The following is a 20,525-nucleotide window of genomic DNA, read 5'->3' as shown; positions in this document are numbered from 1 at the left end:
GTGATATTTCATACCGACCAGGGTAGCCAGTATAAAAGTCATATGTTCAGGCATAGGCTTCAGCAATATGCGATGGTACAAAGCATGAGCCGCAAGGGAAACTGTTGGGATAATGCCCCAACAGAGAGGCTATTCAGAAGTCTTAAAACGGAATGGATACCGAAACTTGGCTACCATTCCATTCAAGAAGCAAGACTGGATGTTGGGCTTTATTTAATGGAATATTACAACCGCCTCAGACCACATCAATTTAACCAGGGGTTCAGTCCTTATGAGGCTGAACAAAAACTTAAAACTGTGTCCAATATTTGTTGACCACTACACTCTCTACTTTTAAAAGGTCAAAATGAGGATCTCAAAATATATTTTGAGTCCACAAGAAAAACCTCTTGTTTCTCATACACGACATCCTGAGCCAGTTTTAAGTACTGCTTTAAAATGCAGCGCAAGGGATGGGAAACGTGTGGCATCCATGCCACACTCATGAATCCAATATTTGCTAAAAATCTATTTTCAATTTTGGTTTTACGAACAATTTTTAGTTTCTAAAATAATTTATGAAAGAAGTCTAATAATTGAAATAAAATTTAAATATATAGATTTATATGAGTGAAAAATAAAAAAAGACCACGCTTTCGCGTGGTCAGGCCTCTGAATGTGATTCAGTGAATGTATTTTTATATCTGCATTATTTTACATGCAGCTTTTTAAACAATTGTTGGCTTACGTGGTCTAAAGTTTGTGGAATCGCTAAGGCTGCCACAAAACGGTCAGGACGTAAAATGACAACCGAGTCAGATGTTTTACCAAACCAGCTGCGAATATCGGTACCAATATCGCCAATGGTAATCACGCCGTCAAATTGCTTACGGTTTTCATTACCAAACTGAACTTCGGGAATCACCTGAATAAATTTGACGCCTAATTTCTTCCAGACTTGCATGGTGGTATCTGAGATACCCCATTGAGGATCGACACCCCAGGCAATAATGGCAAAGTCATTCGCAATCACTTCATCAAGCAGAACAGTTTCACCAGATTCAAGTTTCACCTGTGGCTGGATAAACATCTTGCCGACTGGAGATTCCTTTTTACCATCTGCAAGCAATGCACCATCGTTATATTTCGGCATGGGTTTAAAGCGCATTTCAAGCAAATACTGTTTAATTGGCTTGATGTAATTCAACGCATAGGCAATACCATCACGCACGAAACCTTGCCATTTTTTCGGTGGTGCAAGTACGTGGCCAGCCATCACAGATAGGTCAATCATGGCTTTGGCATGATCTTTACGTTCAATCTGATAAGAATCCAGCAGGTCTGGAGTAGCCTTGCCCTGAACAACCAATGCCATTTTCCAGGCCAGGTTGAAGGCATCACGCATACCGCTGTTATAGCCCTGACCTTGCCATACTGGCATGATATGTGCGGCATCACCGGCAAGTAAAATGCGGTCAACACGGAATTTATCGGCAATACGTGCGTTGTGGGTATAAACACGCTGACGAATCACTTCGATATTTTCAGCATTCGGTAATACTTTAGACAGTAATTTGGCGATGTTTTCCGGTTTGCTCAGTTCTTCCTGAGTTTCACCCGGCATCACCATAAATTCGAAACGGCGGATACCATGCGGTAGGGCAGCAGAAACATATGGACGCACCGGGTCACAGCATAGGTAAATGTGTGGAGTCGCTAGTGGATCATTTTCAATGTCGATCACGATCCATTGATTCGGTGCAGTTTTACCATCAAAAGCAATATTTAAAGTACGACGTACAATCGAGTTACCACCGTCACAGGCAATTAGGTATTTTGCTTGAACAGTTTCTTCTTTCTGGTTTTTATCTTGAATTTTAAGCGTTACGCCATTGGCATCCTGGCTAAATTCATTCAGCTGACGTGAAAAAAGTACTTCAGTTTTTTCATACTGCTTTAAACCTTGCAGCAAGACATTATCGACCTGAGGCTGAATAAAGGCATTACGGCGCGAAAAACCGAATTCACGGGTCAGCGGCTGAATGTCTGCGAAACAGCGACCTTTAGGGGTCAAGAAACGCATCGCATGATTTGGCGTGGTATGCGGTAGTACTTGATTGACCAGACCCAGTGATTGAATGGTACGTAAAGATTCATCATCAATACCAATGGCACGAGGGTAGTCAATCAAACTGTCCAGCTGCTCGATGACAGTGACTTGAACACCTTGTTTGCTTAAATAGTTTGCAATAGTCAAACCTACAGGGCCTGCACCCAAGATTGCCACTTCAGTCGTGTAATTCGTTTTGCTTGTGCTCACAGCGAATATCCATTCAATTCACAATAACGCTATTAACGGTGAAGTGGAGCAACCAAACAAGCTATGCCATAGTAGAGATGTAGAATGAAAAGAAAACAGCTTTAAAATCTATAATATATTAAGTTATTGAAAATTAATAATTATGTATGTATTTAACTATAGGGTTTTACAGATTGATGATCATTTTTTTCTATCATGGAGCAAAAATTTTAAGAAATAAAAAAAGCTGAATTATTGACATAATTCAGCTTGCTTGACGCAATCATTCCAAGTGTGAACAAGGTGGAGTGAATGATTGCGAGGCTAAAAATTTTATTGAGCAGGTTTGGCCGCAGAAGTTTTTTCGGCTGCAGTTTCTACAGCCGCAGTTTCTTCAGCAGGTTGAGCTGAGGCTAGTTTAGCCACAGCATTTTCAGTGGCTGTGGCAGGTTGTTCTTGGGGCGAAACAACCACTTTTTCTTGTTCTTTTTTGGGTTTCTCTGTCTTTGCAGCAAAAGTTCCGGCAGCAGCGATGGCAAAAGTAGAAGCAAGTAATATTTGAATGAGTTTCATATCAGGCACCCTTTTTATTTTTAAAAGTTATTGGCCGCATATTTTTCATCACCAAAACATGGACAGCACTCATGCTAAAGTTGATGGGCTGTGCGAGCAATCAATTCAACAAACTGAAACACAGCTGTTAACCTGAAAAATACAATTAAGCGTTGAGTGTTTAGATAATGTAAGAAACACGGCAAAAATTGCAGAAAAAATGTATGAAGATATTTCTATAGATGCTTATAAACAGGCTGTTTTTTACTTGTGATATACAAAACAGGGGTTCAGCAGCATTTTTAGCATTTTTAGCATTTTTAGCATTTTTAGCATTTTGGCAGATAGCTTACGTGCGATTAAATGTAAAAAAATCTTTCAGAATTTGCGCAAAAGTTTAACAGGTCACGTTTGAAGATGCTCTCATCCCCCATAGTCAGCTCACAAGCAAGCTTGCTAAGCATGTCTATCAATAAAAGAATAAGCGATAAAAAGGCCAGGCGAAGCATTAAATCCTGTTGAATTCGTTGCGATCCCGCAGGGAAAAAATTAAAGTGGAGCTAGCTGCCGATGGCTTGAGAGAGCAGCATACACTTGCAGCCATTGATTTTAGTCCCTCTCAAAAGCGAGTAAATTTTGAAACTGATTTCTCCCACTCAAGCTGTACCGACGCATATTATTTCCGGATTTTTAGGTGCTGGAAAAACCACTTTGCTCAAGCATTTGCTCAGTCAAAAGCCAGAAAATCAGGTTTGGGCGGTATTGATGAACGAGTTTGGACAAATTGGGGTCGATCAGCAGTTGTTGCCGCAAATGCAAGGTTATGAAGTTAAGGAGCTATTGGGCGGCTGTCTATGCTGTAGCAGCCAGTTGCCAATGCAAATTGCCTTGTCGCGCTTATTATCGGAAAGCAAACCGGATCGGTTATTTATCGAACCGACAGGGCTAGGCCATCCTGCACAATTGTTGGAACAGCTTACCGAACCGCATTGGCAGCAGAGTATTGCCATGCGTGCACTGGTCACGGTGGTGGATGGTTCTCGCTTGCATGATTTGGATTGGACACAGCAAAATCTGTATGCAGATCAGTTAAAAGCGGCAAATATTATTGTGGTTTCACATGCAGATACTATGGATTTTGCAGATGATCAGGCTTTAGAGGCACTTAAAAACGAATATCAGGCGTATCAGCAAACCTGGCTGATGAGTGGGCAAGAGCAGATTTCACTTCAGCAAATTGATCAGGCTTATGTCGGGACTGAACGCAAAATTCAACCTTTATTGAAAATTCAAAAGACATTTTCAGCTGAACAGCCTCTACCAGAAATTAAACAGTTGCCTTATCACTATGTCGAGACCACGCAAGGCTATAGTGTAGCGGGGTGGAAACTTCCCAAACGCTGGCAATTCGATTTTTATGCCTTACTGGATTTGCTTTGTGAACAGCAGGATTGGCTGCGTATTAAAGGTATTTTTAATACCAATCAGGGCTGGAAAAGCTTTAATTTTAATCCGGAACAATTTAACTACCAGTCTGCCGAAGAAGGCATTGATAACCGTATTGAAATTATTGTGCAGGATCAGCATGACTGGCAGTTATTTGAACAGCAACTGTTGCAGTGCCAGATTCATCCAGATCTGGATTAAAAACATTTCAGCAAAATACATCCAAATCTTATATGCTAGGCGCCAAATTTGAGGACACTTTTATGGCGCTTAAAGCAACGATTTATAAGGCAGATTTAAATATTGCCAACATGGATGATCATCAATACGGTGATTATCAACTCACGATGGCGCTACATCCATCGGAAACCATTGAACGCTTGATGGTACGTATTTTGGCCTATGCCCGTTTTGCAGATGAAGCCCTGGAATTTACCAAAGATCTGTTTGAAACCGCTGAACCGGCTTTGTGGCAAAAAGACTTAACTGGTCAGCTGATCAAGTGGATTGAAGTGGGCAGTCCAGATGAAGATAAGGTAAAAAAAGCCAGTGCGCGTTGTAAGCAAGTGGCTGTAGTCACTTATGGATCAGCTGTAGATGAATGGTATAAGCGCAACAGCAAATTAAAAACCTTAAGCAATCTAGAAGTGTGGAAACTATCTACCGCAACTACAGAAGCATTGCCACAATTATGCGAGCGCACCATGCAGTTGCAGCTAAACGTGATGGATGGTGAATGGACCTTGATTGGGGATCATGCCCAGGTTGTGGTGGAATGGGAACAATTACAATAAATATATACAGGTTGCAGGTCTAGGCTTGCATCCTGATTTAAAAATTGCGTATACCTGAAATTAATAAAAATGAATAAAGGGAAAATTATATGCATCTGGATATCTATCGTTTGCTGATTGCCCTGGGCATTGGTGCAGAGCGCGAATTTCGCAGTAAATCGGCTGGCCTCCGAACCATGATCATGGTCAGTCTGAGTTCGTGCTTGTTTACAATTATGTCTTTAAAAATTGGGATCGAAAGCCCTGACCGGATTGCAGCCAATATTCTGACCGGTTTGGGTTTCGTCGGGGCAGGGGTAATTTTCAAAGATGAAAACCGTATTTCTGGAATTACCACGGCCACGACCATCTGGATGACAGCGGCATTGGGCATGGCAGCTGGTGCAGGCTATGAACTGTTAAGCTTGTGCGCTACCTTGATTGTTTTATCGTGCTGATTTTTTTGATCTATGTTCAGGAGGGTATAGACGCCCTGAGCCATGCACGCACTTATCGAATTATTTGTCCTTATCAGCGCCAGACTTTAGATCAATATGAAGAATTGTTTAAAACCTATGACATGTAAGTGGTTCGCAGTGTGCAACATAAAACCGAGCAGCGCATTAGTGGACGCTGGATTTTGATCGGTTCGGGTGAAAACCATAAAAAATTAACTGCTTATTTATTGAATGATTCCAATATCCAGGAGCTCAACTTTTAAAGATACATTCGCCAAATCCTAAAGCATGCAGCTAAATCCAGTTATACTAAGCATTGAAAATGTGATGCTCAGTTTAGGTAAATAACCATGATTAACGAATTAGAAATTATTGATTTAAAAGTCGGTGAAGGTAAAGAAGCGGTCAAAGGTGCGCTGATTACTACCCATTACACCGGTTGGCTGGAAGATGGCACCAAATTTGATTCATCTATTGACCGTGGTAACTACTTTGAAACCGTGATTGGTACTGGTCGTGTGATTAAAGGTTGGGATCAGGGCATTATGGGCATGAAAGTGGGTGGTAAACGTAAATTAATGGTGCCTGCACATCTGGCTTATGGTGAACGTAAAATGGGCAAAATCATTCCAGCCAACTCAAATCTGATTTTTGAAATTGAACTGTTTGATGTTAAAACACGTGATTAATCCGCATTAATGGTTGATTAAAAAATATTCTGCAAGATACAGGGATGGATCTTGCAAATATATGAAAAATTATTTGAGTTTTATTTTTTTATCGTTACATTAATAAATAGCTAAGCGTATTTAAGGATGATCCGCTTTTTGTATAAAATTCAGAAACTGATCCATTTTTTCAAACTTTTTCTAGCAATATGTCTATGCATAGGTCTGGGACAAAAACAGGTCTGGGCATTATATGAAGCCGCGCCTGAATCCTATTATTTACATCAAAAATCCTTGAATGATGTTGAGTTTACCGAGAATAGTTCTATCCCGTTAAAAGGGACATGGCAGTATTATCCTGAGCAGTTTATTACTCAACCCAGTTCTGTTTTAAAATCTGACACAGTTAGTTTACCGGCCTCATTTAAAGACATCACCGGAACCAATCAAACCTACGGTACATTTGTTGGTCATTTTAAAATACCCAAGCAATTTGTTGGGCGCCGTATTGCGATTTTTATTCCAAATCAATATGGTGCTTACCGGCTGTATTTAAATGGTGATTTTGTCCTTCGGATGGGTAAAGTGGGAAAAAATGAAAGCAGTCATCAAACAGAAAATACCCCTAAAATTGCTTTTTTTGTGGTAGAAAAAGAATATTTCACTATTGCTATCCAAGCGTCCAATTTTAATCATCTGCATGGTGGGCTGGAGAATCCGATGCGGATCGGGGTAGGGACGACCATTAGCCGCCAGTTCCAGCAGTTGATGATGAGTATTGGTTTGGTCTGTGGTGCCGTACTGGGTGTGGGTATCTTTACCCTTATGTTTTCAGTATTTCAACAGGCGATTGGTCGCGGCAGTATCCGTGTATTTGTGTTTGGTATTTTTATCTTATTCTTGGCCTTGCATAATTTATTTTCAGCACCTTATGCCTATACCACCTTTACCAATGTTAGCTGGTTATGGGGAGTGCGCCTGGAATATCTTTTTACATATTTGGCAGTTGTCTTTTTTATCAGTTATATGTTTTTACTCAGCCGGCGCTATTTACATCCGGTTGTTTACGGTCTGGCAATGCTTATATTGAGCATTGATATGGTCGTGACCTTGTTTACTGTACCTGAATTTTTTCAGCGTTTTGCTTTTTATAGTTCCCTCATTAGTCCGATTGTAATTCTAAATTTTGCTCACGGTTTTTATCTGACTGTGAAATCGAAAGAGCAATATTCAAGCATTAATTTATGGGCGGTGATTTTATTATGCGTCACTTTCTTGCATGACTTCTTGTTAAGTCTTAACTTTATTGATTCCTTTAACCTCTCATTTATTTCAACCAGTTTCTATGCCTTGCTGATCATGTTTCAGCAGTCAAAAAATTATGCCCACTATACTCATCATATTCAGCAATTGAACCATAATTTATTTGAGCTGAACCGATCTCTGGATCATAAAGTACAGGAACGTACCTCTCAGTTGCATCAGCTGAATGAACAGTTGGAACGACAAATTCAAATTGATGCATTAACAGGCGCCTTTAACCGGCGTGCATTAAATGCCGAAATTCAGCGATTATTTACCTTGACAAAAAACCACAGCACCAGCGCTTTGGCATTTGCCATGTTGGATGTCGATTATTTTAAAAATTACAATGATTATTATGGGCATTTGAAGGGCGACGTGATTTTGCAGGATTTGGTCAAGGTTATCCAAAGTGCCTTGCCGCCGTCTGCTTATGTGGCTCGCTATGGCGGGGAAGAGTTTGCCATTGTATTGCATAATGTGCCGGGTGAAGTGGTTTTAAATGTATTGCAGCAGGTTTTAAATGCGGTAAGAAACAGCCAGTTTGAACATTTAAACCGGCCGGATCAAAAACAATATGTGACTTTAAGTATGGGTGTAGCCTGGATGGATCGTCATCATCAATACGCTGATATTCATGAACTGATGAAAGCTGCCGATATCCAGCTTTATGCAGCCAAGGATGCCGGTCGGGATCAATATCAGCCCTCTGCAACTTAGTTTAAATTTTGTGGATATTTAGCCTTTTTTTAGCTCTTTTGACTAACATAAAAAGCAGGTATGTCACTTAAAATATGATGATATTGGTCACAGTTTTTTTATTTTTAAATGTTTAATTTTCAAAAAACTATTATTTTTTAAGCTTCATTTCAGCTTGATTGGATAAAAAGACAGATTGAGAGTTCTGAACGTCGTAAATCATGAAAAGGGTAGTTTTCTATTGATCAATGATGCTGCGTGTTCAGAGCATAAAATGATTTTTGAGCACCATTCAATGAAGATTCGCTTGCTATCCACCTTGCTTTCTGCTTCTCTTTCCGCCGTGTTATGTCAGATGCCTCATTTAGCCTGGAGTAAAACACTGCCAACCCACAATCCCACCCTTACGGTGATTGGCTATCATGAAATTACCGATGGTAAATCGGCACTCATTCCAGATTATTCAGTAACGACTCAGCAGTTTCAGCAACATATTAGCTGGCTTAAAAATAATGGCTTTCATTTTATCAATGTCGATCAGTTGATTAAAGCACACCAAGGCAAATACCATTTACCCAGCAAGCCGGTTTTAATGACGGTTGATGATGGCTATGCTTCATTTTATAAAAATGCCTATCCGATTACCAAAGCCAATAAAATTCCAGTTGTGCTGGCAGTGGTGGGTTCATGGCTAGAGCCTAAGGCAGGGAAAAGCATTGACTTCTCAGGCGAGAAAATTCAGCGCAATCAAATGTTGTCTTGGGCCGAATTAAAAGAGATGCAAGACAGTGGCCTGGTCGAAATTGCCAGTCATAGCTATAACTTGCATCGCGGCATCTTGGGCAATCCGCAAGGCAATATGGAACCGGCGGCAGTCACCCGCTTATATGATCCTAAATCTGCAAGCTATGAAACCGATCGCCATTATCAACAACGTATTCACAATGATTTAAACAAGAATAATCAGTTATTGAGTGCTCACGGCTTAAAATCACCTCGCGTGATGGTATGGCCTTATGGGCATTACACCATGCAAACCGTGAAAATTGCCAAACAGTTAGGTATGCCGGTAGCGATTAGTCTGGACGATGGTGCAGATTCGGCTAAAGATTCATTGGGGCAGCTCAACCGTATCCTGATTGAAGGCAATATGACCACGGCAGATTTGGCTCAGGAAATTCAAAATCGTCAGGAACATTTAGGCGACAATAACCGTCCGCAAAAAATCATGCATATCGATCTGGATTACATTTACGACAAAGATCCTATTCAGCAGGAACGTAATCTGGATCACTTGCTTGACCGGATTGTGGCGATGAAAGTCAATACTGTGTATCTGCAAGCCTTTTCCGATCCGGATGCCAATGGTTCTGCGGATATGGTGTATTTCCCGAACCGTTATTTACCGATGCGTGCCGACCTGTTTAACCGTGCTGCCTGGCAAATTCAAACCCGTACCCAAGTCAGCCGGGTCTATGCCTGGATGCCGTTATTGGCCTGGGAACTGCCTAAAAATAATCCGGTGGCTAAAGATGTGGTGGTTACCCAGCAAGCCAATGATTCAGAACATCTGAATATGGGTTATCACCGTTTAAGTCCTTTTTCTGCCGATGCGCGTAAAACCATTGCCGGTATTTATCAGGACCTGGCCAAGACCGTGCCATTTAACGGTATTTTATTCCACGATGACACTACCTTGTCTGACTATGAAGATGCCAGTCCTGAAGCCTTGCAGGCTTATGCTTCTATCGGCTTGCCTACAGATCTGGCCAAAATTCGTAATAATGATGCCGAGCTGGAAAAGTGGACTGCCTTCAAGACCAAATATATTGATGACTTCGCCATGCAACTGGCACAAGAAGTCCGTCAGTATCATCCGTTCTTGCTGACTGCACGCAACTTATATGCACAAGTTGCCCTGAAACCTTATGCGGAAAACTGGTATTCACAGTCTTTGGAACAGTCGATTAACCGTTATGACTTCACTGCGATCATGGCGATGCCCTATATGGAGCAAGCGACAGATAACGATGCCTTTTATCGCGATATCGTCAATCGCGTGAAGCAATATCCGAATGGCATGAAAAAAACCGTCTTTGAATTACAGTCGGTGAACTGGCGAACCAATCAAAGAGTCCCTTCAGATGAAATGGCCAAAACCATTGAGTCTTTATATACCCAAGGTGTAATACATGAAGCGTATTATCCGGATGATCCAATTCAGGATTATCCAGATACTCACGTATTACGCAAAGCCTTTGATTTGAAATCAAGCAAACTTATTCCTTAAAGGAATTCTATATGTCAACGCTGCAGCAATTTTGGCATTCTGCATTGCACTTTGTTTTTTATTATCCATTATTTATGTCGTATTTATGGATGATTGGTGCACTGATTTTCTATTGGAAAGAGCGACAGGATCCGCCGTATCAGCAGCCTGAAGCTTTGCCTGAATATCCTAAGGTGGCAGTGCTGGTGCCTTGCTTTAACGAGGGCGATAATGCTGAAGAAACACTCAGCCATGCGCTGGCACTGGATTATCCAAACTTTGAAGTCATTGCGATTAATGATGGCAGTTCGGATAACACCGCGGCTGTGTTAAACCGTCTGGCAGATCAGCACGAAAAATTGCGTGTGGTGCATTTGGCCCATAATCAGGGCAAGGCTATGGCATTACAGGCTGGAAGCCTGCTTACCGATGCAGAATATTTGCTGGGCATCGATGGTGATGCCTTGCTTGATCCGCATGCCGCGACTTGGATGCTACGGCATTTTCTGCAGGATGAAACCGTGGCTGCGGTTACAGGAAATCCACGAATTCGTACCCGTTCTACCCTGATTGGTCGTATTCAGGTGGGAGAGTTTTCTTCCATTGTCGGCATGATTAAACGGGCACAACGCAGCTTTGGCCGACTGTTTACCGTCTCTGGCGTGATTACCGCCTTTCGTAAAAGTGCCGTGCATGAAGTGGGCTACTGGTCCCCTAACATGCTCACGGAAGATATCGACATTACCTGGAAGCTGCAACGTGCGGGATGGAATATTCACTTTGAACCGAATGCCCTGGTCTGGATTTTAATGCCAGAAACCTTTAGTGGCTTATGGAAACAGCGCTTGCGCTGGGCCATGGGCGGGGCACAGGTACTGATTAAAAATATAGATGTGCTGTTTCAACCAAAACTGAATTTTTTATGGCCCTTGCTCTGTGAATTGATCCTGACACTGATCTGGTCTTATTTAATGCTGTTTATGGCTATCATCTGGTTAGTGCATTTTGTTGTTCCACTGGATATATCGGGCATCAGTTCGCCATTTTTACCTTATGGCACCGGTTTGCTGTTAGGCATAACCTGCCTGTTACAGTTTGCCATGAGCAAATGGATGGACAGCCGTTATGAACATTCACTGGGCAAGAATTACTTCTGGATGATCTGGTATCCATTTGTATTCTGGCTGATCACCCTGACGGCCAGTATTGTGGCATTTCCTAAAGTTTTGTTACGTGGCCATGGCCAGCGCGCACGCTGGGTTAGTCCAGACCGGGGTATACGTAATTCCACGCTCAATAATGAGGAAGTCACCCATGAAAAATAATCCTTTAATTATTGATTTACGTCATTGCTTGCCGTGGCATAAACGTTATGCATCGCATACATCTACCGCCATGATGTGGGCGGTGTGGCTGTTGTTATGGCGTCCGTTACTGATTGTGATGGGTGTCTTGAGCCTGCAAAAAAATCATGTGTTTCATCACCTTTTTTCTGCTTTCGGCTTAGGTATTGAGCATGGCGTGAGTGCATTATTGGCCTGTGCCGTGGGCTTGCTGCTATGGTCGAATTTTGTTCCTGCAAAAACAGTAAAGACTACGGCTGCCAAAAATATCTCCGATTATGGGCAACATTTTGGTTTGGCTGTTGAAGAAATAGAACAAGGACGCCAGAAAAAGGTCACCGTGGTTCATCATGATGAACACGGCAAAATCATTCATATTGAATAAAAGATTTTTATCTGTATCCAGAACCAAGAAAATCCCGGGTCGGCATCCAGCCCGGGATTTTTTCTACTCTATTTAATATTTGCTACGTATTTGTAAAGAATAGAAGGCTAAACCTGAACAGAGTAACAGCAGCCCCAAGATGAAATGCGAACTTAGAGCTTCATGATTAAGCCATGTGCCCCACAGAGTGGCAAGGACAGGTGTAATGATGGTAATCAGCATCAGTGTGGTTGGATTGACTTTATTGAGCAGCTGATAATAAAAAATCATCGCCAGTACCGATGAAAAAACTGCACTATAAACCAGTGCAATATGGGCATGGAATGAAGGCAGCTTATCGGGCATCTCTGACCAGAAAAATGGCAGCAAACAGCAATAACCCAGCCATGACATGATGGTAGCACCGGTCATCTGACTGATCGGATGGATCTTTGCAGCAACCGCACGCACAGCAAATGCAGAAACTACATACAAAAGCATGGCCACGATTTCCAAACCAATGCCAAATCTATCCAATAACAGGTTTTGCGCGTTTAAGCCCATTGCGAAATATAAGCCCAACATACCCAATAGCAAGCCCAGCCATTGATAGGCACTAAACTTTTCACTGCGAAAAATATAAATGGCCACTAAACCCGAGACAAAGGGAGCACTACCATAAATGATTGAAATCACCGTGGAAGGCACCCTGGAGGCACCCATATAGCAAAAGGCCATGGAGGCAAACAGGCCGAGAGCACCCGCGGCATAACTGAGCAAAGCTTGCGGGTGCAAGGGTAGTTTGACCTTGAAGCAGGCCTGACAGGCCAGGGCAATAGGGGTAGCCAAGCTAAACCGGATAAATAAACCCCACGCCCAATGAATTTCATGCACTGTCCAGACGGCTGCAAGTGGTGTCAGTGACCAAATCAGCACAACAGTTACAAATTGACCGGCTGTAGCAAAGCGTGAGTTTTTGCTAAAAGGGGCTACAACCGGTTTGGACAGTGGTGTGGGAAATCCATTTTTATTGATCGGATTATTCATCAGTTTTTTCCTTGTTTTTAGGCAATAAAAAAGGCCGCTGTTGAGGCGACCTTGGGGTGTTTTTTGGTTAGTGATTTATTCTAAATCATCATCATGGTACAGTTTCCAAGGCACCTCATGTAAAAACTCCACACGTCGTGAACTGGCCTTGTTGACCTGAAGATCCAAAGCGAGGCAAGTGACAAGCGTATGTTGAGCAGATGAAGAAATAGGGATCATGAGTAAAATTCCTTGGCATTCTTTTTTATAACATAAAATTTTAAAAATCGTATAATTTTTATTCAAATTGTTTATATAATATAAAAATAATAATTATTTATTCATGAGAGTGACGCTATGCTGAAAATACTCTTGGGGTTATGTCTTTTTCTTGGGCTGATTGTCTTTTGGAAAATATTTTTTAAAATTCAGATTAATCAACATACTCAGCAATTCAGAATCAAGCAACTTACCGATTTAATCAAACCTGATGCGACCTCAGCACAGCCCTTATCCACAGCACAAGCGCGGGTAGATGAGGTGGAAGAATATGAACAACAGCTGTTTGACGATGTCTGCCAGATGTTTTTTGAACGCCATCTGACTGAACGTAACTTAAGTCAGGCCATCGGGGTTCAAGAAGGAATTTTAAAAAAACTGCCTGCCAAGGCACAAACCCGGATTCGTAAGCTGGACTTAGGCGAGTGGTCGATTTACTGGACCTTCTATGACCAGTCTTTAGAATATTATGTCGGACGTTATGGCGTGTTTTATACCCATATTGATCGTTTTGGCTGTGAGCATAAGTGTGAATTCAAGGAGCAGCCGAATCGCGTTTGATTCAAGCCGTTGCCCGAATTGCTTATATCATCGTTAACATTCAACTAAAGCATCCTGGGTTTTATTCAAGTGCTCACTATTTTTAATCCATTGCTTTAAGATGCATTGCTTCAGCTGATCCAGATAAAACAGCTCATCATTCAGGCGATACATCAAAATTGCCCCTTTATAATCGGCCAGCCTTTATTTTCCAACATTTTAGCCGCGTATTCTGCAAGCTGGATTTTAAATCATGGATAAAAAGCCATTTCCCAATCCTGAAAAGTAACGCAAATTTTTTCCAAAATCCCGGCAGACTGATAGCGTACTTCAATTGAAATCATCCGATTAAACAGCCTTTACTTTATTACTGAAAAACTGGATGGCACGTTCATGTATCTGTTCAAACTCATGTTCTTATTGGATTTAAACGGTGAATTTTTAATTATCGACCCTTAAATTCAGGTGCACGGCGTTGCAGCATTGCCATCACACCTTCTTGTACATCCTGAGTTTTGAGCAAGGGCGTGAGGTGTTGCTGTAAATGGGCAAAGGCAGTTTCGGTTCCCTGTTCAGCGGCTTCTTTGGCAGAGGCCAGTGTTGCCTGAACTGCCAGTGGTGCGGCTTGCACAATATGTTCAGCCAGTTCGATCGCACGTTGTAGTGGGGTGTCTGTAGTAATTTCAGTAATCAGGTTTAAATCCAGTGCCGTTGTTGCATCAAAGGGGTCGCCGGTCAGTAAATAACGCATGGCTTTAGACCAGCCAGCAGCTTGCACAAAACGCACGGTTGCACCGCCAAAGGGTAAAATGCCGCGCTGCACTTCCATTTGTGCGAACTGGCAATTGTCCTGAGCAATGACTATATCGGCATTTAGCATCAGTTCGATGCCTGCGGTATAGCAAATGCCTTGTACAGCCACAATCACCGGTTTCTTGCGTGGTCTTGAGCTGGTGCCCCAAGGGTTAATTTGCCCAAGCTCAAAATCAAATACGCCTGTTTGCAGTTTGGCTTGTAACTCGACCAGATCCAGTCCTGCAGTAAAATGATCACCATGGGCAAAAATGACCGCACAACGTAATTCCGGATCATCTTCATATTCAGTTAAGGCTAGCGACAAGTCATAAATCATATGGCTATCAAAAGCATTTCTTTTTGCAGCTCGGTCGAGTCCAATTAAAAACAGAGACCTGCGAATTTCCCGGCTGACTTTTCCTTGTTGTTGCGACATTGTTATTTTTCCAGATGGACTGTTTTTTAGGTTTTAAACGCTTGTTAGAAAACTGTCAAATGCGTGCAGACAAATTTTTGAATACTTTTGAAATGACGCAATATGCAGGTGAAAACACAGTATTGATAGGCGAGTGATGGGACAAAATAGACATAATTTATCTTGCGTTCAGGGCGTTTTTTTTCATAATAGGCAACACCTGTTCGCTGGTTGATTATTACCATGTCACCTTTAGAAATTGTTGCGGTTATTATTAGTCTGATTGGGGTGACACTCACCATTAAACGCAATATGTGGTGCTGGTGGTTTAACTTTGCAGCTTTTGTACTGTATGCCTATCTTTTTTATCAATTCAAGCTCTATGGCGAAACCGTATTGCAGTTCTTTTTCATCGTAGTGAACTTTTACGGCTTCTATCACTGGCTGAAGGGCAAACAGCAAGATCATGAAATTCGGATTGAGCCGATCGCCACAAAAACAGTGATTTTCCAAATGTTGCTGGCCGCGATGGGTGGTTTAATTTTCGGTTTGACGCTAAAGCATTTTACCGATGCAGCAGTGCCTATGCTGGATTCACAACTGGCCGCGTTTAGTCTGCTGGCCACTTATTGGACCAGTCGTAAACATATTGCTACCTGGGTGCTGTGGGTGTTTGTCGATATCATTTATGTCGGCATGTTTATTTATAAGGACTTATTCCTGACTGCCGGTTTATATGCCGCTTTTGTGGGGCTTGCTGCTTTTGGCTGGTGGCAGTGGGAACAGGTGAAAAAGAAACAGGCTTTGACACAGTTCAAAGGCGTTTAAGCTTGAGGAGAGAGGGATGCTGATCGACTTTGTTCAACACCAGTTGCAAAAGTTTGATGAACTGGCATGCCAGATTCAAGCCGAACCGGAAAAATATATCACCTTCGATTCAGTCTCTGACTTTTATAAAGCCGCCTGGTTGCAGGATTTTCCTCAGGGCACGACCTGGACTGCCACAGGCCTGGATGATGGTGCGGAACAATTTGATGCGATCATTGAATATCGTGGGCATTTTCTCAGTATTTGCTGTGCCGAGAAAATAGTCATTCATTGTGGCATACGTGCTGAATAGTTTGGTATAGAGGGTCAATGACAACAGCTTTAAGATTTAATTAAATAAAGAGCTATAAAAATAGGCTAGATCAGTGATGATCGAATGGTTTAGAAAAATTTAAAACAACCACTAGAAAAACAAAGGATTAGAAAATATGGCACATCGTTTTACTGTGAATTCTACAATTCAGGGTGTTTCAATTGATCAGTTCAAGCGACTTGTAGCAAATACGGCCTTACACGAAGCGGTATGCAGGCGCATCCCTGGTGAAAAATTAGAAATTATTGAGTCGAAAATAAGCGGTGATATTTACACTTTACGCCGTGCCTATAATTTGGATGTCAACCTACCGGATATGGCAAAAAAATTCCTTAAAGATGCATTTCGAGTCAAGCGTACCGATGTTACAGATTTAGCCGCTTTAACTTCGAACATCACCTTGGGCGCAAATATGCCTTTAGAAGCGAACTGTGAACGTCTGGTGACAGGAGATGAGCAGCAAATTCACATTAGCCTGAATTGGCATGTCAAAGTTAAAGTTCCTTTGTTGTCAGGTATGCTGGAAAAACATGCCGAAACTGAAATTCGTAAATTTAGCCAGCTGGAAATCCAGATTGTTGAAGATGAATTAAAGAAAAATTTAACTGCTTAATCCATAAAAAGCCCTTCAACTGAAGGGCTTTTTTAGAGCTAATCTTTCAGCGCATTTGGTGCTGGGGTCATGGCAGATATGCCGTCATGTTTTTTAAACTTGGCTCTATAAAGCAGTGTGGTAAAGAATGCGACCGTACAGACCACGCCTATATAGTACATAGCGCCAATCTTGCTATATAAGCTGAACCATTGCACCAATGGTAGCGTAATACCACCTGCAATGGCATAGGCCACGTTATAGGAAAATGAAATACCCGAGAATCGAATCTGGACCGGGAACATTTTCACCATACTGTAAGACACCATACCGACTGTACCTGAAAACAGTCCAAGCAACATATACAGCATAAATACGGTCGCAGCGGAAACAAGTCCCAAGCTGTTATAGAAAACGGCGGCAATCACGGCAACAGCCAGTGAACCCCATATAATCACTTTGCCTGCACCCAAGCGGTCTGCCTGTAAGCCTGCAACAATACGACCGAGCATTTGCATGATGATGGCTGCACTCTGCATTTTAAAGGCATCAGCAATAACAATAACGATGCAGCATAGCCAATGCTTTCAAAGGTCGGCATCACCCCGGTCATTAAGGTGGGTAAGGCCATCAGTAAAATGGACAGGCTGAATAAACGCTTACGTCCAATCAGGTCACCAAAATGTGCCATTACCATACCGCAGAGGGGACGGAAGAAATAACCCGCTGCAAAAATGCCATAGGTATTCAGCATGGCCCAGAACGGACTTAAACCGCTAGGAAAAAACAGTTCTGAAATGATTTTGGCGTAAAAGACATAAATCACGAAGTCCTAAAATTCGAGTGCTCCGCCTAAAGATGAAAGTCCCAGCGTGCGTTTATCTTCACTCGTTAAACGAGGTATTGCGTCCATGCTTCAGGTTTCTGTAAGTCAGCAAAATGAATCAGTTATCATTTCATTGTAATATTTTGTTTTTTAGATGAAAAATCAATCTTTCTTTTGAGTGTATCAACTTAATTTTATGAATAAATCAACATGATTTGTCACTAATTAAAGCCGGATAAAGTAAGGCACAATAGAGAGAAGGATACCGATTGTGGTTAATATGCCGGTATTTTCTATAAAATAGGGGAAAATCATCAGGACTAAGCCACAGATCCAGGGCACAATGATTTTTTGCTTTTTTCCATACAGGAAATAACCAAAGCCTATAGAACTAAAAACAACGCCGAGAAGAAGCTGAGCCGTATTCATATTTTTTATTGATAAAGAAATTTGGCAAATAATAAGCAAGCAAAATTAAAAGCGGCTTAAAATATTGAGCCTTTCAAATTGCCTGAATCATTCATAAATATGCAATAGAAATGTGAAAACTGAATATGACTGAGCATTTTTTAAGGTTAATATTTATACAGAATTTGCAATTAAAAAAGATATTGAACCTAGCGTTATAGCTAGCTAAGGAAAGAATTGATGAGCACTATTTTACCTGTGGCACAGCGTGGTGAAAGCATTTTGACTGTAACAGCAGCAGAAGTAGCAAGAACTGAGTTACATAGTCCGTGGCTCAAGGAACTTGCAGCAGCTATGTATGCCACCATGCTGGAACGCAACGGGGTGGGAATTGCGGCACCTCAGGTTTATGTGTCTAAACGGGTGATTATCGTCGCCTCACGTCCGAACCCGCGTTATCCCGATGCACCTGAAATGGACGCGCTAGTGATGGTAAATCCTGAAATTCTAGAAAAGTCTGAACTGACTGTTTTGGGGGAAGAAGGCTGTTTAAGTGTACCGGATGAGCGTGGACAAGTTGCACGTGCTCAAATGATTAAGCTGCGTTATTTAACCTTGGATGGAGAAGTAGTAGAAACCAGCTTTAGCGGTTTTCCTGCCCGAATTGTACAACATGAAGTGGATCATTTGGATGGGGTGCTGTTTATCGAGAGGATATAAGTACGTATTGTTTAATTTTTGTCCTATTGGTATGCTATTGAGGCAATAAAAAAATTTATAAATTATAAAGATATTCATAAAGAAATGAGCTTTTTTAGAAAGATACCGTTGCTGATTTTTCATTATTGGGGCAGGTTCAAGTTTCATTTACTTGAATCAGATCACTTAATTATTAACTGGTCCAATTTTGACAAGGGTGTATTGCTGTGCTTTTTTGGCGTATTCTGCCAACTCAGTGCACTTAAATGGTATCTGTTTAGTTGTTACTCAGAAGAAAATCGGGTCTGGATTAATCATGACTTTTTTGTGACCCGTATTACTACTATCTTCATCACTTTAGGCATTTTTATTGGCTTAATTGCGCTAAGCCACCGATATAAAAGGAATGAAAAATTCCGCCAATTTATTACCTATTTTTCACCGATGTTTTTTGGTGGCGTGATGATTTATGCAGGTTATACCGTAGGTATGTTTAGTCCTGCGACCATCTCGGGTTTTATCAATATTGTGCTGATTGGCCTAGTCTATTATCCACGCAAAATCATTTATAGCATCGCCGTTTTTGCTTCTATTTTTACCATCATTATTAGTTACTTAACATTTAATGGGGTTATTCGTTATGCACCTGTGTTCAGTGATGCCCTGACACATAGCGAGTTTTATCATAATCCCTTCTGGATCAAAAGTATGGCAGAGGTCTATCTGCCGATCTTGCTGATTTCGTTTTTGTTTTTTGAAATTTTGCTGTCGCAGTGGCGTCGGCGTGAAATGAAGATTAAAAAAATGAGTCAGACCGATGCGCTGACCAATGTATTTAATCGTCGTTATATTGGTGAACAGCTCAGTATTCTGGAAAGCAAGAAAAAAGCAACTTATGCCGTGGTATTGCTGGATTTAGATCATTTCAAAAAAATTAATGATGATTATGGTCATGAAACCGGAGATGCTGTTTTGCAGCGTGTGGCCACCATTTTATGTACCACCACACGAATACAGGACGTGGTCGGGCGTTTTGGTGGTGAAGAGTTTATTTTGATTTTAAAGGATCAAAATTTGCAACAGGCAATTGAGATTGCAGAGCGTTGTCGTAAAATTATTGAACAAGAAGAATTTGAACTGGAAACAGGAAAAATTTTAAAAACCAGTGCCAGTTTTGGGGTTGCATTTTCTCAGGCAAATGCCAAAAAAGAACATACTATTCGTATGGCGGACAGAGCCTTATATTTAGCCAAACAGCAAGGACGTAATCAGGTACGGCATTACCTGGAGTTAAATTTAGATCCAGCTGTTTAAGGTGCTTATTCTTTAATTGTGTATTGATAATAGTCTGATGCACATTTCAACAATGATATTTTCAGCACCATTCATGAGTTTCTTCATTGGAGTGCCAATTGTAGTGGTCAACAAATATTGGACACAGTTTTAAGTTTTTGTTCAGCCTCATAAGGACTGAACCCCTGGTTAAATTGATGTGGTCTGAGGCGGTTGTAATATTCCATTAAATAAAGCCCAACATCCAGTCTTGCTTCTTGAATGGAATGGTAGCCAAGTTTCGGTATCCATTCCGTTTTAAGACTTCTGAATAGCCTCTCTGTTGGGGCATTATCCCAACAGTTTCCCTTGCGGCTCAT

The 20,525-nt window shown here is 41.5% G+C and carries 20 protein-coding genes and 3 pseudogenes; 15 read left to right on the top strand and 8 right to left on the bottom strand.

Features of this window, described 5'->3' with window-relative positions:
• Nucleotides 1–315, top strand: a 315-nt coding sequence (locus B9T29_RS15975) for an integrase core domain-containing protein (RefSeq protein WP_213033311.1), incomplete at its 5' end; no start/stop codon positions are given.
• Between the two features lie 373 nt (nt 316–688).
• On the opposite strand, the gene B9T29_RS15970 is transcribed toward B9T29_RS15975, so the two are convergent.
• Nucleotides 689–2,299 carry a bifunctional 3-(3-hydroxy-phenyl)propionate/3-hydroxycinnamic acid hydroxylase gene (locus tag B9T29_RS15970; protein WP_086176868.1) on the bottom strand — a complete coding sequence of 537 codons (1,611 nt, stop codon included), beginning with the start codon at nt 2,297–2,299 and terminating at the stop codon, nt 689–691.
• A 312-nt stretch (nt 2,300–2,611) separates the two neighbouring features.
• A complete protein-coding gene (locus tag B9T29_RS15965) occupies nt 2,612–2,851 on the bottom strand; it encodes a hypothetical protein (protein ID WP_086176867.1) in 240 nt (79 codons plus the stop codon).
• 615 nt (nt 2,852–3,466) lie between these two features.
• Between B9T29_RS15965 and B9T29_RS15960 the strand changes: the two genes are divergently transcribed.
• The 8 genes and pseudogenes from B9T29_RS15960 (at nt 3,467) to pgaD (ending at nt 12,173) form a co-directional block, all read left to right on the top strand.
• On the top strand, nt 3,467–4,477 hold the full coding sequence (locus B9T29_RS15960) for a CobW family GTP-binding protein (RefSeq protein ID WP_086176866.1): 1,011 nt from the start codon (nt 3,467–3,469) through the stop codon (nt 4,475–4,477).
• 62 nt (nt 4,478–4,539) lie between these two features.
• A complete protein-coding gene (locus tag B9T29_RS15955) occupies nt 4,540–5,070 on the top strand; it encodes a YaeQ family protein (protein ID WP_086176865.1) in 531 nt (176 codons plus the stop codon).
• A gap of 89 nt (nt 5,071–5,159) precedes the next feature.
• Nucleotides 5,160–5,770 (top strand): annotated as a pseudogene (locus B9T29_RS15950) (MgtC/SapB family protein).
• Nucleotides 5,771–5,857: 87 nt separating this feature from the next.
• The gene (locus B9T29_RS15945; protein WP_086176864.1) at nt 5,858–6,196 is read left to right on the top strand and encodes an FKBP-type peptidyl-prolyl cis-trans isomerase; all 339 of its coding nucleotides are present in this window, start codon (nt 5,858–5,860) and stop codon (nt 6,194–6,196) included.
• A 138-nt stretch (nt 6,197–6,334) separates the two neighbouring features.
• Entirely contained in the window at nt 6,335–8,197 is a 1,863-nt protein-coding gene (locus tag B9T29_RS15940) for a diguanylate cyclase domain-containing protein (RefSeq protein ID WP_416202497.1), read from the top strand.
• 376 nt (nt 8,198–8,573) lie between these two features.
• Nucleotides 8,574–10,466, top strand: a pseudogene (gene pgaB, locus B9T29_RS15935) (poly-beta-1,6-N-acetyl-D-glucosamine N-deacetylase PgaB); the annotation flags it as partial.
• 11 nt (nt 10,467–10,477) lie between these two features.
• Nucleotides 10,478–11,770, top strand: a complete 1,293-nt coding sequence (gene pgaC, locus B9T29_RS15930; protein WP_086176862.1) for a poly-beta-1,6-N-acetyl-D-glucosamine synthase — start codon at nt 10,478–10,480, stop codon at nt 11,768–11,770.
• Nucleotides 11,760–12,173 carry a poly-beta-1,6-N-acetyl-D-glucosamine biosynthesis protein PgaD gene (gene pgaD / locus B9T29_RS15925; RefSeq protein ID WP_086176861.1) on the top strand — a complete coding sequence of 138 codons (414 nt, stop codon included), beginning with the start codon at nt 11,760–11,762 and terminating at the stop codon, nt 12,171–12,173. The genes pgaC and pgaD overlap by 11 nt, the downstream gene beginning before the upstream one ends.
• Before the next feature lie 72 nt (nt 12,174–12,245).
• Here pgaD and B9T29_RS15920 read toward each other — a convergent pair whose 3' ends face one another.
• Nucleotides 12,246–13,199, bottom strand: coding sequence for a DMT family transporter (locus tag B9T29_RS15920; RefSeq protein WP_086176860.1), 954 nt, complete (start codon nt 13,197–13,199; stop codon nt 12,246–12,248).
• Between the two features lie 75 nt (nt 13,200–13,274).
• Complete coding sequence (locus B9T29_RS16375; RefSeq protein ID WP_171264077.1) at nt 13,275–13,418, bottom strand: hypothetical protein; 144 nt, start codon at nt 13,416–13,418, stop codon at nt 13,275–13,277.
• A gap of 117 nt (nt 13,419–13,535) precedes the next feature.
• Here B9T29_RS16375 and B9T29_RS15915 point away from each other — a divergent pair, with 117 nt between their 5' ends.
• On the top strand, nt 13,536–14,018 hold the full coding sequence (locus tag B9T29_RS15915; RefSeq protein WP_086176859.1) for a hypothetical protein: 483 nt from the start codon (nt 13,536–13,538) through the stop codon (nt 14,016–14,018).
• A 424-nt stretch (nt 14,019–14,442) separates the two neighbouring features.
• Here the strand turns inward: B9T29_RS15915 and B9T29_RS15910 are convergent, their stop codons facing one another.
• Nucleotides 14,443–15,228, bottom strand: a complete 786-nt coding sequence (locus B9T29_RS15910; RefSeq protein ID WP_086176858.1) for a crotonase/enoyl-CoA hydratase family protein — start codon at nt 15,226–15,228, stop codon at nt 14,443–14,445.
• A gap of 222 nt (nt 15,229–15,450) precedes the next feature.
• On the opposite strand from B9T29_RS15910, the gene pnuC reads away from it, so the two are divergent.
• The 3 genes from pnuC (at nt 15,451) to B9T29_RS15895 (ending at nt 16,961) form a co-directional block, all read left to right on the top strand.
• Nucleotides 15,451–16,035 (top strand): nicotinamide riboside transporter PnuC, encoded by a 585-nt coding sequence (pnuC, locus tag B9T29_RS15905; RefSeq protein WP_086176857.1) that lies wholly within the window; start codon nt 15,451–15,453, stop codon nt 16,033–16,035.
• A gap of 16 nt (nt 16,036–16,051) precedes the next feature.
• Nucleotides 16,052–16,327: a hypothetical protein gene (locus tag B9T29_RS15900; RefSeq protein WP_086176856.1), complete on the top strand. Its 276-nt coding sequence runs from the start codon at nt 16,052–16,054 to the stop codon at nt 16,325–16,327.
• A gap of 136 nt (nt 16,328–16,463) precedes the next feature.
• Nucleotides 16,464–16,961, top strand: coding sequence for a DUF2505 family protein (locus B9T29_RS15895; RefSeq protein ID WP_086176855.1), 498 nt, complete (start codon nt 16,464–16,466; stop codon nt 16,959–16,961).
• A gap of 38 nt (nt 16,962–16,999) precedes the next feature.
• Here the strand turns inward: B9T29_RS15895 and B9T29_RS16885 are convergent.
• Both B9T29_RS16885 and B9T29_RS16690 read right to left on the bottom strand, forming a co-directional pair.
• Nucleotides 17,000–17,853 (bottom strand): annotated as a pseudogene (locus tag B9T29_RS16885) (hypothetical protein).
• Between the two features lie 138 nt (nt 17,854–17,991).
• Entirely contained in the window at nt 17,992–18,195 is a 204-nt protein-coding gene (locus tag B9T29_RS16690) for an amino acid transport protein (protein ID WP_086176854.1), read from the bottom strand.
• Nucleotides 18,196–18,414: 219 nt separating this feature from the next.
• Here B9T29_RS16690 and def point away from each other — a divergent pair, with 219 nt between their 5' ends.
• The gene (def, locus tag B9T29_RS15880) at nt 18,415–18,894 is read left to right on the top strand and encodes a peptide deformylase (protein WP_086176853.1); all 480 of its coding nucleotides are present in this window, start codon (nt 18,415–18,417) and stop codon (nt 18,892–18,894) included.
• A 108-nt stretch (nt 18,895–19,002) separates the two neighbouring features.
• Nucleotides 19,003–20,187, top strand: a complete 1,185-nt coding sequence (locus B9T29_RS15875) for a GGDEF domain-containing protein (RefSeq protein WP_171264076.1) — start codon at nt 19,003–19,005, stop codon at nt 20,185–20,187.
• A 107-nt stretch (nt 20,188–20,294) separates the two neighbouring features.
• Here B9T29_RS15875 and B9T29_RS15870 read toward each other — a convergent pair.
• Nucleotides 20,295–20,525 (bottom strand): integrase core domain-containing protein (locus B9T29_RS15870; RefSeq protein WP_086176851.1); only part of this gene is annotated, 231 nt, incomplete at its 5' end.

Origin of the sequence: Acinetobacter sp. ANC 3903 (genome assembly GCF_002135315.1) — a bacterium.
Taxonomy (GTDB): Bacteria; Pseudomonadota; Gammaproteobacteria; order Pseudomonadales; family Moraxellaceae; genus Acinetobacter.
The sequence above is the reverse complement of the archived record's forward strand: the minus strand, read 5'-3'. Positions and strand labels throughout refer to the sequence as shown.

What these genes read in the sequence shown, in the direction of transcription:
- B9T29_RS15965 (WP_086176867.1), bottom strand. Translation starts at nt 2,851, where the DNA reads ATGAAACTCATTCAAATATTACTTGCTTCTACTTTTGCCATCGCTGCT.
- B9T29_RS15955 (WP_086176865.1), top strand. Translation starts at nt 4,540, where the DNA reads ATGGCGCTTAAAGCAACGATTTATAAGGCAGATTTAAATATTGCCAAC.
- B9T29_RS15945 (WP_086176864.1), top strand. Translation starts at nt 5,858, where the DNA reads ATGATTAACGAATTAGAAATTATTGATTTAAAAGTCGGTGAAGGTAAA.
- pgaC (WP_086176862.1), top strand. Translation starts at nt 10,478, where the DNA reads ATGTCAACGCTGCAGCAATTTTGGCATTCTGCATTGCACTTTGTTTTT.
- pgaD (WP_086176861.1), top strand. Translation starts at nt 11,760, where the DNA reads ATGAAAAATAATCCTTTAATTATTGATTTACGTCATTGCTTGCCGTGG.
- B9T29_RS15920 (WP_086176860.1), bottom strand. Translation starts at nt 13,199, where the DNA reads ATGAATAATCCGATCAATAAAAATGGATTTCCCACACCACTGTCCAAA.
- B9T29_RS16375 (WP_171264077.1), bottom strand. Translation starts at nt 13,418, where the DNA reads ATGATCCCTATTTCTTCATCTGCTCAACATACGCTTGTCACTTGCCTC.
- B9T29_RS15915 (WP_086176859.1), top strand. Translation starts at nt 13,536, where the DNA reads ATGCTGAAAATACTCTTGGGGTTATGTCTTTTTCTTGGGCTGATTGTC.
- B9T29_RS15910 (WP_086176858.1), bottom strand. Translation starts at nt 15,228, where the DNA reads ATGTCGCAACAACAAGGAAAAGTCAGCCGGGAAATTCGCAGGTCTCTG.
- pnuC (WP_086176857.1), top strand. Translation starts at nt 15,451, where the DNA reads ATGTCACCTTTAGAAATTGTTGCGGTTATTATTAGTCTGATTGGGGTG.
- B9T29_RS15900 (WP_086176856.1), top strand. Translation starts at nt 16,052, where the DNA reads ATGCTGATCGACTTTGTTCAACACCAGTTGCAAAAGTTTGATGAACTG.
- B9T29_RS15895 (WP_086176855.1), top strand. Translation starts at nt 16,464, where the DNA reads ATGGCACATCGTTTTACTGTGAATTCTACAATTCAGGGTGTTTCAATT.
- B9T29_RS16690 (WP_086176854.1), bottom strand. Translation starts at nt 18,195, where the DNA reads ATGAATACGGCTCAGCTTCTTCTCGGCGTTGTTTTTAGTTCTATAGGC.
- def (WP_086176853.1), top strand. Translation starts at nt 18,415, where the DNA reads ATGAGCACTATTTTACCTGTGGCACAGCGTGGTGAAAGCATTTTGACT.